We start from the raw sequence: 12,176 nt of genomic DNA, 5'->3' as shown, positions 1-12,176 counted from the left end.
GCATCCGAGGCCGACGCTTCATGGTTTCCGTGGCTACTGCGATCGTGCCGGGGCTGTGTGTACTGGGTCACACCCCGCAGGTCCGAAGCAGCGCACGGCACCGCCCCTCCCGCGAACGAGCAGCACCCCCGGCACAACAGGAGGAGAACCCCGCTATGGAGTTCCTGCGCCCCGCGACATGGGACGAGGCACTCGCCGCGAAGGCCGAGTACCCGACCGCGGTACCCATCGCCGGCGGCACGGACGTCATGGTCGACCTGAACTTCGACCGACACCGTCCGGCGGCGCTGATCGACCTCAACCGCATCCCCGAGCTGCACACCTGGGAGATCGGTGCCGACGAGGTCGTCCACCTGGGTGCCTCGGTGCCGTACACGAGGATCATCGACCACCTGACCGACCGCCTGCCGGGCCTGTCGCTGGCCTCGCACACGGTCGGCTCGCCGCAGATCCGCAACCGCGGCAGTGTCGGCGGCAACCTGGGGGCGGCGTCGCCCGCCGGCGACGCGCACCCGCCGCTGCTCGCGTCGGGCTGCCAGGTGGAGGTCGCCTCCGCGGCGCGCGGGGCGCGCCTGATCCCGATCGACGAGTTCTACCTCGGCGTCAAGCGCAACGCGCTGCAGCCGGACGAGCTGATCCTCGCCGTGCGCATCCCGTCGGCGACCGCCCCGCAGCAGTTCGCCAAGATCGGCACGCGCAACGCGATGGTGATCGCGGTGTGCTCGTTCGGCATCGCGCTGCACCCGGAGGCCGGGACGGTACGCACCGGCATCGGCTCCGCCGCACCCACCCCCCGCCGGGCGGCCGCCGCCGAGGAGTTCATCGCCGCCGAGCTCGCCGACTCCGGCCGGTGGGCGTCGCGCGCCGAGCTGGCCGCGTCGACCGCCGAGCGGTTCGGCGAGCTGGTCGCCGAGGCCGCGTCGCCGATCGACGACGTACGCGGCTCGGCCGCGTATCGCCGGCACGCGCTGTCGGTGATGGCGCGCCGCACGCTGACCTGGACCTGGAACGACTACCGCGCAGCCGGGAGGGCAGCCGCATGAAGGTCACATTCACCGTGAACGGCCGCCAGGCCGAGGCCGAGGACGTCTGGGAGGGCGAGAGCCTGCTCTACGTGCTGCGCGAGCGCGTCGGCCTGCCCGGCTCGAAGAACGCCTGTGAGCAGGGCGAATGCGGCAGCTGTACGGTCTACCTCGACGGCGACCCGGTCTGCGCCTGCCTCGTCGCGGCCGGCCAGGTGCAGGGCCGCGAGGTCCGTACCGTCGAGGGCCTCGCCGACGGCGACACGCTCGACCCGGTCCAGCAGGCCTTCGTCGACGCGGGCGCCGTGCAGTGCGGCTTCTGCACGCCGGGTCTGCTCGTGCAGACCCACGATCTGCTGGAGCGGCGGGCGCGGCCGAGCGACGCGGAGATCCGCGAGGCGCTGTCCGGCAACCTGTGCCGCTGCACCGGCTACGAGAAGATCATGGACGCGGTCCGGCTCGCCGCCGCCCGCAAGGCGGAGGCGCCCGGAGCGTCCGCCGGAGCGGGGGCCTGACATGGCCGCCACCGCACGGGCCGTCCCGAGGAACCTGCAGGAGACCCACGCGCCCGGCACGGACGGCATCGGCGCGTCGACCCTGCGCCCGGACGGCGTCCTCAAGGTCAGGGGCGACTTCGCGTACTCGTCCGACCTGTGGCACGAGGACATGCTGTGGGGCATGGCGCTGCGCAGCCCGCACCCGCGGGCGCGGATCCGGTCCCTGGACATCTCGGCGGCCGTCGCCCAGCCGGGCGTGTACGCGGTGCTGACGCACGACGACATCCCCGGCTCGAAGTTCTACGGCCTGGAGGTCGTCGACCAGCCGGTGCTGGCGATCGACCAGGTGCGCTTCCACGGCGAGCCGGTCGCGCTGGTCGCGGCCGACCACCCGGAGACCGCGCGCCGGGCGCTCGCCAAGATCCGGGTCGAGTACGAGGTCCTGGCGCCGATCACCACCACGGCCCAGGCGCTCGACGTCGACGCCAACGGCTATGTGCACGCCCCTGACGAGTACAAGGCGCACGCGTCCGGCAACGTCGTGCACCGCCAGCGCATCGTCTCCGGCCTCGGCGTGACCGACGAGGTCCGGGCGGCGGCCGACGTGGTGGTCCGGCACGACTACGAAGTGGGCATGCAGGACCAGGCGTTCCTGGGTCCCGAGTCGGGGCTCGCGGTGCCGGCCGAGGACGGCGGTGTCGACCTCTACATCGCGACGCAGTGGCTGCACGTCGACCGGGACCAGATGTGCCCGGTGCTCGGGCTGCCGCCGGAGAAGGTGCGGCTGGCGCTCGCGGGCGTGGGCGGCGCGTTCGGCGGGCGCGAGGACATCTCGATGCAGGTGCACGCGTGCCTGCTGGCGCTGCACACCGGCAAGCCGGTCAAGATCGTGTACGCGCGCGAGGAGTCGTTCTTCGGGCACGTGCACCGCCACCCGGCGGTGCTGACGTACGAGCACGGCGCCACGCGCGACGGCAGGCTCGTGTACGTCGAAGCGTCCATCAGCCTGGACGGCGGCGCCTACGCCTCGTCCTCCCCCGCGGTGGTCGGCAACGCCTCGTCGCTCGGCATCGGCCCGTATGTGGTGCCGAACGTCGAGATGAACGCCGCCGCCTACTACACCAACAACCCGCCGTGCGGCGCTATGCGCGGCTTCGGCGCGGTGCAGGCGTGCTTCGCGTACGAGAGCCAGATGGACCGGCTGGCCGCCGAACTGGGCATGGACCCGGTGGAGCTGCGGCAGCTCAACGCGGTCGAGGAGGGCTCGGCGATGCCGACCGGGCAGATCATCGACTCGCCCGCGCCGGTCGCCGAACTGCTCCGGCGGGTCAAGGACATGCCGCTGCCGCCCACCCGGCCGTGGGAGTCGGACGGCGGCACCGACGTACGCGAGCTGCCCGGCGGGCTGTCGAACACCACGCACGGCGAGGGCGTCGTACGCGGTGTGGGCTACGCCGTCGGCATCAAGAACGTGGGCTTCTCGGAGGGCTTCGACGACTACTCGACGGCGCACGTGCGCCTGGAGGTCGTCGGCGGCGCCCCCGTCGCCTCGGTGCACACGGCCGCCGCCGAGGTGGGCCAGGGCGGCATCACGGTCCACGCCCAGATCGTGCGCACCGAACTGGGCGTCGAACAGGTGACGATCCATCCGGCGAACACCCGGGTCGGTTCGGCCGGCTCGACGTCCGCCTCGCGGCAGACGTACATGACCGGCGGCGCGGTGAAGCTGGCCGCCGAGGCGGTGCGTGCCTCGGTGCTCACGCTGGGCCGCGAGCGGTACGGCTGGTCGGCGGATCTGGTCGCGGGCCTCCGGCTGGAGGCCGGAAAAGTCGTCGTCGGGCGGGGCGAGGTGGTCGCCGACCTTGTCGACCTGCTCGGGGACGACGCGGTCGAGGCGACCCGCGAGCACCACCACCGGCCCACCCAGGCGTTCGACAGGGTGACCGGGCAGGGCTTCGGCCACGTCCAGTACACCTTCTGCGCACACCGCGCGGTCGTCGACGTGGACGTCGACCTCGGCCTGGTCAAGGTGGTGGAGTTGTCCGCCGCCCAGGACGTGGGCGTGATGCTCAACCCCTTGTCGGTGCTCGGCCAGATCCAGGGCGGCTCGACGCAGGGGCTGGGCCTCGCGGTCATGGAGGAGATCCTCGTCGAGGACGGCAAGGTCAGGAACCCGTCGTTCACGGACTACCTGATCCCCACCATCCTGGACACTCCGCCGATGCGGATCGACGTCCTCGAACTGGCCGACCCGCACGCGCCGTACGGCCTGCGCGGTGTCGGCGAGGCCCCCACGCTGTCCTCGACGCCGGCCGTCGTGTCGGCGATCCGGGCGGCGACGGGACTCGCGCTCAACCGTGTTCCGGTACGCCCGGAACACCTCACCGGGACCTGAGGCCGACCGCTTCCGCCCGTCACGCAACACCACGTGCACGACTACACGTGGCCGAAACGCGCCCCCGAACGCACACCCCCGCCTCGCGCGGGCATGCACCGGCTTTGGCATGCTCGCGCGGGGCCGGATTCCAGCACCACCCCAACAACACCTCAGACACTTGGGAGTGGTCCATGACGCAGATATCTGTGCACTCGGACTCAGAGCAGGGCCCCAGAGAACCCGGATCCACCGGAACCCAGCCGGCCCCTCCGGCCGGGAACGGTTCGTTCCTGGACACATATTTCAAAATCAGTGCGCGTGGCAGCACCGTCGGCCGGGAGTTCCGCGGCGGTGTGACCACGTTCATGGCCATGGCGTACATCCTGCTGCTCAACCCGATCATGTTGAGCGGCGCGGACGTCCTGGACAACAAGCTCAACCCGGGCCAGGTCACCGCGGTGACCGCACTGGCCGCGCTGATCACCACGGTGCTGATGGGCGTCATCGGCAACGCGCCGCTGGCACTCGCGGCGGGCCTCAGCGTCTCCGGCGTCCTCGGCACGGCCGTCATCGCCGAGATGACCTGGCCGCAGGCGATGGGCCTGTGCGTCATCTACGGCGTGATCATCATGATCATGGTCTTCTCGGGGCTCCGAGAGACGATCATGAACGCCATCCCGATGTCGGTGAAACACGCCATCACCATCGGCATCGGCCTGTTCGTCGCGATGATCGGCATGGTGAACGCGGGCTTCGTGCAGGAGAACGCGGCACCGGGCGGCGGCCCCGTCGTGCTGGGTCCGTCGGGCGAGCTCAAGGGCTGGCCGGTCGTGGTCTTCGCGGTCACGCTGCTGTCGATCTTCATGCTGATGGCCCGCAAGGTGCGCGGGGCGATCCTGATCGGCCTGGTGATCGGCACCGTCGTGGCGATGGTCGTCAACGCGGTCGTGGACGTACCGGCGAAGGCGTGGGGCCTGGGCGTACCGGAGTTCCCGGACAACGTCGTCGAGACACCCGACTTCTCGCTGATCGGCGACGTCAGCGTGTTCGGCGGCTTCGGCGAGGCCGGGGCCATCACCGCCTCCGTACTGGTGTTCACGCTCGTCTTCGCGGGCTTCTTCGACGCGATGGCCACGATCATCGGGATCGGGTCGGAAGCCAACCTGGTGGACGAGAAGGGCCGCATGCCGGGCCTCAACAAGGCCCTGGCTGTGGACGGCGCCGGCGGCGTCATCGGCGGTGTGACGGGTTCGTCGGGCCAGACGGTGTTCGTCGAGTCAGCGACGGGCGTCGGCGACGGCGCGCGGACCGGTCTGTCCAGCGTCGTGGTCGGCGGGCTGTTCGGCCTGATGCTGTTCTTCACGCCGATCGCGGGCATGGTGCCCAGCCAGGTCGCGGCCGCGGCGCTCGTGGTCATCGGGTCGATGATGATCACGCAGGTGCGGCACATCGACTGGGAGGACCTGTCGTCGTCCGTCCCGGCCTTCCTGACGATCGTGATCATGCCGTTCACGTACTCGATCACGGCCGGCGTGGCGGCGGGCGTGATCTCGTACACGCTGATCAAGACCGCGCAGGGCAAGTGGAAGGATCCTGGAGTACTGATGTGGATCCTCAGCGTCGCCTTCGTGGCGTGGTTCGCGCTGCACCCGATCAAGGAATGGCTGGGGGTCAGCTGACGGGCCGCGCCGCTCGGGCGGCCGAGCCACGGACCGGGCGGTTGATCCGCCGCGCGATCCGAGTAACCGTAGGGAGATGACGATGTTCGACATCGTGCCCGAGCTCACCGCTTGGCGCGCCCAGGGGACGCGCTTCGCGCTGGCCACGGTCGTCGACGTCGCCGGCAGCGCGCCCCGGCTCCCCGGGGCGGCGCTAGCCGTGAGTGCGGACGGCGAGGCCGTCGGCAGCATCTCCGGCGGATGTGTGGAAGGCGCGGTGTACGCGCTGTGCAGCGAAGCGCTGGAGTCCGGGACACCCGTGCTCCAGCGCTTCGGGTACAGCGACGAGGACGCCTTCGCGGTGGGCCTGACCTGCGGCGGCATCATCGACGTGTTCGTGCACCCGGAGCCGGACGTGGACGCGGCCATCGCGGCTTTGACGGCCCGTACGCCGGTGGCGGTGGCGCGGGTTGTGGCGGGGCCGGCGCATCGGCTGGGCGCGACGCTGGTGCACCACGGCGGTGCGGCACCGTCGACGGGCTCGCTCGGCGGTACGCCCGCCTTCGAGGCGGCGGTACGGGCCGAGGTCGCCGCGATGCTGGATTCCGGACGGGGCGGGATGCTGACGTACGGGCCGGACGGGCGCCTGTGCGCGGCCGGGCCGGACACCGCGACGGTGTTCGTGGAGGCGTACACGCCGCCCCCGCGCATGATTGTCTTCGGTGCGATCGACTTCGCCGCGGCGGTGGTGAAGGTCGGCAAGTTCCTCGGTTATGAGGTCGTCGTGTGCGACGCCCGCGAGGTCTTCGCGACGCGGCGCCGGTTCCCGGACGCGGACGAGGTCGTGGTCGACTGGCCGCACCGGTACTTGGACTCGATCGAGGTCGACGGCCGGACCGTGTTGTGTGTGCTCACGCACGACGCGAAGTTCGATATCCCGTTGCTGGAACGGGCGTTGCGCCTGCCGGTGGCGTACGTGGGGGCGATGGGCTCGCGGCGTACGCATGAGACCCGCTTGGAGAAGCTGCGCGCGCTGGGCCTGACCGAGGCGGAGTTGTCCCGTCTCCGCTCCCCCATCGGCCTGGATCTGGGAGCGCGCACGCCCGAGGAGACGGCGATTGCTGTCGCGGCGGAGATCATCGCCCACCGCCGCGGCGGATCAGGGGCACCTCTGTCGGTGACGGAGGGCCCCATTCATCACGACGGCAAGGGCTCGATCCAGTCGGTGATCAGGACGTCCCCAGACCACCACGCGGCGTAATGCTCCGCGGTTCGGCGGTGTGGGCTACCGGAGCTGCCCGGTGAACCCGGCCCACGCCTGCTCGGGGATCATGAGGTGGCCGCGGGCGGTGTCCTTCGAGTCACGGACTGGGACCTGGGCGTCGGCAACATCCGCGACCTCAACGCACTCACCACCGCTCGCCCCGCTGTACGACGACTTGCGCCAGACGTGCACTACACCGACACAGTTTGCACCGCTGCCGGAGGACTTGCTCCACACGACTGGAGGTTGCGGGTTATCCGTCACTCGAAGTCCTCCGCCAGACGCTCGATCATGGTCAGCGAATCACAGGGCGACATCGCCGCTGCCCTCACATGATCGTAGGCCTGTTGCGCCGCCGCGACCACAATCGGATCATCCAGCAGATTGCCCGTCAGAACCCCTTCAACATAGGCAACTGATGGAGCGTCAGCAAACGACATGAGGTAGATCGAGCCCTCCATCAGCGCATGGGCCCCCGCCGCGACGGGAAGCACCTGCGCGATGATCCGTCGTTCTCTCGCGAGAGTGGCAATGTGCCGAAGCTGCTGCCGCATCACCTCCGGCCCACCTACCGGCAGCCTCAACGCCGACTCATGCAGAACCACCCACAACTCCGGACGTGTTGCGGCCTCCAACAATCGCGTTCGGTCCATCCTCGCCCGGAGACGGCCATCGATATCCGTCTTCGAGGCCCATGGCAGACCCGCCTCGAAGACGGCCAAGGCATACTTCTCGGTCTGGACCAGCCCGGTGATCAGCGTCGGCGCGAAGGCACTGATCGTCGCTGCCAGGCACTCAAGTTCCGCAGCATCCGCGAAGTGGTCCGCATGGCGCGACTTGTTCGCCAACACGCACAGGCGTCTCAGCAAGCCGTCCGTGCCGAAGACCGCGTCCAGTCGGACCGACATGTCCAACTGGGGCTTGCGTACCGCCGATTCGATCTGGCCGATATATGCGCCTGAGCAGATGACCATCTCGCCCAGCTTCTCCTGCGACAGACCCGCCGCCTCGCGCAGTCTGCGCAACTCCGAGCCATAGAAAGCCCGGGGTGAGCGCATCGGGTCGACGTCTTTCGGGTGGGCCATCCGGTCCCCTCCGCCTACAGAACAACTGTTGGGATTCAGCCACTCCCCACGCTAACTCCAGACCGCGACGCTTGGCGTACTAAAAGTGACATCCACCGAGAGGCGTCCGGTTCATGAGCAAGCCCATCACGCGAAGCTACGTACTCCCCGACGCGCCCGGGTCCGCCAAGCTCGCGCGAGATCACGTACGGGCTCTGCTGTTCGCGCAGCGATTGCCGCACCTGACCGACGACGCCGCGCTGCTCGCCTCCGAGTTGACCACCAACGCGGTCCTGCACGCGTCCGGCCGACCTGAACTGCGGCTGCGGCTCGACGAGTCCACGCTGCGAATCGAAGTGGTAGACAGCGGCCAGGGCGTACCCGGTACACCTCCGCCCAGCCTCGACCGCACCTTCGGTCGAGGACTGTGGATCGTCGAACGCCTCTCCACCCGCTGGGGATTCACCCGCGGCACCGAATCAAAGTCCGTGTGGTGCGACCTGCGTACCAGATCCGACCTTCCCCTGTGAGTACGCGGCTGAACCGCGACACCCCCGCGGCTCAGACCCCACCGGGGCGCCAGGAGCCGGGTCCGCCGATTAGGCATCAGGGCCTGGCCGCGCTGACACGTGTCTCAATTCCCTTGCAGCACATGAGACTTCGAACCAACCAACCGTTATACCTTGTCCCCATTCTGACTGTGTGTCAGCCTGCTGGCCGCACCACACAGCGTCTCCTGAGTACCACCTGCCCCACGCAACAGCGCACGGCGGTGCTCAGGCCATGGGCACCGAGTCTGTCCATGCGAGAGGACGCAGATGCGAATACGCAGACGTACCAGAACCGCGTTCGTGGCGACCGGCATTGCCGCCCTGCTGAGCCTTCCCACACAACCCGCGGGCGCCGAGGACTCGTCCTCGGCGCCCGCGGTGTCCGTGGACGTCCGGGAACTGGGCGCCCAATCCGAGGCGTTGCCCAACGAGCAGCCGCGTGTGACCCCTGACGCGACCGTCACGCTGATCACCGGCGACAAGGTGACCGTGCGCATGGAGGACGGCAAGCCGTCCGTCAGCGTGCGGCCCGCCGAAGGCCGCGACGGCATCCCCATGCACATTGCCAACGACGACTCCGGTATCGCGGTCGTGCCGCACGACGCGGTGCCCGCGATCCAGACCGGGAAGGTCGACGCGCGCCTGTTCAACGTCACGCAGCTGGTCGAGTGGGGTTACGACGACGCGCGGTCGTCGTCGATACCGCTGATCGGCAAGCGGCCCGCGGGGGTTGACGCCAAGACGGCTCCGCCGAAGGGCGTGCAAAAACTACGTACGTTCAGCGACCCCGGCAACTCCGGCTTCGAGAGCCTGAAGGCCGACAAGGCCGCCGTCGACGATCTCTGGAACGAGCTGGTCGGCAAGGTTCCACACGGCCGAACAACTGACCGCAGCAAGCCGCTTGGCGGCGAGAAGGTCGACAAGATCTGGATCGACGCGAAGTCCAAGGTGTCACTGGACGCGAGCCGGTCCCAGGTGAACGTCGGCCCCGCCTGGCAGCAGGGCTATAACGGCAACGGCGTGACGGTGGCCGTGCTCGACTCCGGATACGACGCCACGCACCCTGACCTGCAAGGGGTGGTGACGGCCGCGCAGGACTTCACGTCGTCCGCGAGCGGTACCGACGACGAGCTCGGGCACGGCACGCATGTCGCGTCGATCATCGCCGGGACCGGAGCCGCGTCCAACGGCAGGTACAAGGGCGTCGCGCCGGGCGCAGAGCTTGCCGTCGCCAAGGTCTGCGACGACGCCGGGGACTGCCCGGACTCGGCGGTCATGGCCGGCATCCAGTGGGCCGCGGGACTGAACATCAAGGTCATGAACCTGAGTCTGGGACGTCCCGCCGCACCCGGCTCCGACCCGCTCGTCGACATGGTCAACACGCAATCGATGTGGGGCGGCCGGATCATGGTCGTGGCGGCCGGCAACTCCGGTTCCGGTTCGCGAACGGTCGAGGCCCCCGGCACCGCCGCGGCGGCGCTGACGGTCGGCGCCATCTGGTCCGGCGACCGGGTCGCGGGCTTCTCCAGCCGTGGACCGTCGATCGACAACAACGTCAAGCCGGACATCGTCGCGCCCGGTGCCGGTGTGGTCGCTGCCCGCGCTGCGGGCAGCACGATCGGCTACCCCGTGGACGCGAACTACGTCGGACTGGACGGAACTTCGATGGCCGCCCCGATGGCAGCCGGAGCCGCGGCCATCCTCGCCCAGCAGCATCCGACCTGGTACGGCTGGCACATCAAGGGCGCGCTGACGGAGTCCGCACGCAAACTGCCGGGCGCCAACGCGTTCCAGCAGGGTGCCGGCCTGCTCGACATCGGCGCGGCGGCCACGCGCAAGGTCGTGCCCTATCACGTGAACCCGATCCCGCTGCCGTTGCCGCACACCGCGGGGCAGAACGCTTCATCGTTGGCGTACTTCATGAACGACCTGCCGCAGGCCGTCACGCTCACCTTCACCGTCGAGGCGTTCACCGAACTCGGCGCGCCGACATCCGCAGGACTCGCCACCGTTCCCGCGGCTCCGACGACCATAGCCGCGGGGCAGTTGGGGAGTGTCTCGGTGACGGCGAACGCGGGCGCCGCGCCGCCCGGCGCATACTACGCGCGGGTGACGGCGCGGGACACGAACGGGGTCGTGGTCGCATCGGTGTACGTCGCGATCGACATCGAGGCCGCCAAGCCCACGCTGACGGTCAGCGCACTGGACCGCAGCGGCGCGCCCGCCAACGGCGTGCTGCAGGTCTACAGCCACGACCGCGGCGAGGCACAACTGTTCCCCGTCGCAAACGGCGCGCTGAGCTGCTCCGGGGTTCCCTGCACGGTCCCCGCCGGCCAGTACTCCATGCTGGCGCTTCTCGACGAGCCGCAGGCCGGCGGGTCGGGGATCGCCGGATACAACGTGGCGTTCCGAAAATTGAACGTCGCCTCGAACACGGCGCTCACCTTCGACGCCCGGCAAATGGTGCCCACCGGTGGCTCCGTGGACACCGCGGGAGCCGTGCGGACCAGCACGAGGCTGTCCGCTCTCACGGGCAGTGGCCAGATCCCGAGCCTCACCTTGGTCATCAACAGGGGCGGCGGCGCGGTCCCGGCGATCGACAACCTCCGTGTGCTGCCCGTCAGCACGCCCGGCATGACCTACCTGAACCTCTCGACCTGGTCGAACAACACTGGCAGCAGCCCCTACCGCTACGAGGTTCTGGAGGCCCGCGAGAACGGCGTCCCGACGAACCCCGGACTGGCTGCGACCAAGGCGACCATGGCGCACCTCGAAACCGTCTACAAGGCGCAGGGCGTGGCCGCGAATGGCGCGGTGGCATACGGCGTGCGGTACAAGGGGATTGAGGTGGGCAGCGGGTTCTACGAGAACATCCCGGTGCCCCACCGCGTCGACGAGTATCTGACGTCCAACGCAGACACGACGTGGAAGGGGTACTACGACACGCATGCGCCGGGTGCCTACACGCACAGCATGCACGACAAGACGTACTCGACCTACTCGGTCGGGACGGTGAGCATGATCCGCGGTTCCGCCGTCATCGGACCGACACTTCCGACCACTGTCGGGACCCGCCAGGGTGACGTCATCAGCTTCGGGCACACCAACTTGCCGTCACTTCTGGGCGACGGGTGGACCGGGGGCCTCGGCATGGCCATCCCGGACCCGGGCGCGGAGGCGACGCTCAGCAGCGGCGGCCAGGTGCTCGGATCCGTGCACCCGTACGCCGGCATGTTCAATATGGCCCTGGAAGTGCCGGTCTCGTCCTCGGCCGCGACGTACACACTCTCCGCGTCGATGTCCCGGACAGTGCCATATGCCGCACTGTCGACCCGAGTTCGCGCGGACTGGACCTTCAGTTCCGCGCACACCGACCCGGCAACAGGCACTCCGCTGCCGCTGTTCGGGGCCAGGCCCATCTGCGGTCTGCAGAACATGAACGACTACAACCAGGTCACCGCGAACACGAACTTGCTGTGCTGGCTGGCGTTCGAGTATCAGCCCGGCGTGGGACCGACCTACGCATCGGTTTCGTCCGGGACCGTGCAGTACTCCACCAACGACGGGCAGACCTGGACCAACCTGCCCGCCATCTCGGCCCCCAGCGGCGTCACCGGCATCACCATTCCCAACCCGACGCCCGGATTCGTGTCGCTGCGCATCTCCGGCACCGACACCTCCGGCAACTCGGTCACCTCCACGGTGATCCGCGCGTACCAGGTCATCTGACCCGGACATGACGG

Annotated in this window: 9 protein-coding genes; 7 read left to right on the top strand and 2 right to left on the bottom strand. The window is 69.4% G+C overall.

Features of this window, described 5'->3' with window-relative positions; genetic code table 11:
• The first annotated feature begins 155 nt into the window (after positions 1 to 155).
• From ACWD12_RS22585 to ACWD12_RS22565, 5 genes are all read left to right on the top strand, one after another.
• Positions 156 to 1,043, top strand: a complete 888-nt coding sequence (locus ACWD12_RS22585; protein ID WP_450101021.1) for an FAD binding domain-containing protein — start codon at positions 156 to 158, stop codon at positions 1,041 to 1,043.
• Positions 1,040 to 1,537, top strand: a complete 498-nt coding sequence (locus ACWD12_RS22580; RefSeq protein ID WP_358363102.1) for a (2Fe-2S)-binding protein — start codon at positions 1,040 to 1,042, stop codon at positions 1,535 to 1,537. The genes ACWD12_RS22585 and ACWD12_RS22580 overlap by 4 nt, the downstream gene beginning before the upstream one ends.
• A 1-nt stretch (position 1,538) precedes the next feature.
• A complete protein-coding gene (pucD, locus tag ACWD12_RS22575; RefSeq protein WP_450101020.1) occupies positions 1,539 to 3,914 on the top strand; it encodes a xanthine dehydrogenase subunit D in 2,376 nt (791 codons plus the stop codon).
• A gap of 173 nt (positions 3,915 to 4,087) precedes the next feature.
• The gene (locus ACWD12_RS22570; protein ID WP_358363098.1) at positions 4,088 to 5,575 is read left to right on the top strand and encodes an NCS2 family permease; all 1,488 of its coding nucleotides are present in this window, start codon (positions 4,088 to 4,090) and stop codon (positions 5,573 to 5,575) included.
• Between the two features lie 82 nt (positions 5,576 to 5,657).
• On the top strand, positions 5,658 to 6,815 hold the full coding sequence (locus ACWD12_RS22565; RefSeq protein WP_450101120.1) for an XdhC family protein: 1,158 nt from the start codon (positions 5,658 to 5,660) through the stop codon (positions 6,813 to 6,815).
• Between the two features lie 24 nt (positions 6,816 to 6,839).
• On the opposite strand, the gene ACWD12_RS22560 is transcribed toward ACWD12_RS22565, so the two are convergent.
• Both ACWD12_RS22560 and ACWD12_RS22555 read right to left on the bottom strand, forming a co-directional pair.
• On the bottom strand, positions 6,840 to 7,010 hold the full coding sequence (locus tag ACWD12_RS22560) for a DUF397 domain-containing protein (protein ID WP_450101019.1): 171 nt from the start codon (positions 7,008 to 7,010) through the stop codon (positions 6,840 to 6,842).
• A gap of 68 nt (positions 7,011 to 7,078) precedes the next feature.
• Positions 7,079 to 7,903, bottom strand: a complete 825-nt coding sequence (locus ACWD12_RS22555; protein ID WP_450101018.1) for a helix-turn-helix domain-containing protein — start codon at positions 7,901 to 7,903, stop codon at positions 7,079 to 7,081.
• Between the two features lie 113 nt (positions 7,904 to 8,016).
• Between ACWD12_RS22555 and ACWD12_RS22550 the strand changes: the two genes are divergently transcribed.
• Both ACWD12_RS22550 and ACWD12_RS22545 read left to right on the top strand, forming a co-directional pair.
• Complete coding sequence (locus ACWD12_RS22550) at positions 8,017 to 8,412, top strand: ATP-binding protein (protein WP_450101017.1); 396 nt, start codon at positions 8,017 to 8,019, stop codon at positions 8,410 to 8,412.
• 321 nt (positions 8,413 to 8,733) lie between these two features.
• A complete protein-coding gene (locus ACWD12_RS22545; RefSeq protein WP_450101016.1) occupies positions 8,734 to 12,162 on the top strand; it encodes a S8 family serine peptidase in 3,429 nt (1,142 codons plus the stop codon).
• The last annotated feature ends 14 nt before the right edge of the window (positions 12,163 to 12,176 follow it).

The organism is Streptodolium elevatio, from assembly GCF_053592165.1.
This window is presented reverse-complemented; position numbering and strand designations above follow the sequence as displayed.

Bases quoted from the DNA above. Each gene is read 5' to 3' on its own strand.
- ACWD12_RS22585 (WP_450101021.1), top strand. From the start codon at position 156: ATGGAGTTCCTGCGCCCCGCGACATGGGACGAGGCACTCGCCGCGAAG.
- ACWD12_RS22580 (WP_358363102.1), top strand. From the start codon at position 1,040: ATGAAGGTCACATTCACCGTGAACGGCCGCCAGGCCGAGGCCGAGGAC.
- pucD (WP_450101020.1), top strand. From the start codon at position 1,539: ATGGCCGCCACCGCACGGGCCGTCCCGAGGAACCTGCAGGAGACCCAC.
- ACWD12_RS22570 (WP_358363098.1), top strand. From the start codon at position 4,088: ATGACGCAGATATCTGTGCACTCGGACTCAGAGCAGGGCCCCAGAGAA.
- ACWD12_RS22565 (WP_450101120.1), top strand. From the start codon at position 5,658: ATGTTCGACATCGTGCCCGAGCTCACCGCTTGGCGCGCCCAGGGGACG.
- ACWD12_RS22555 (WP_450101018.1), bottom strand. From the start codon at position 7,903: ATGGCCCACCCGAAAGACGTCGACCCGATGCGCTCACCCCGGGCTTTC.
- ACWD12_RS22550 (WP_450101017.1), top strand. From the start codon at position 8,017: ATGAGCAAGCCCATCACGCGAAGCTACGTACTCCCCGACGCGCCCGGG.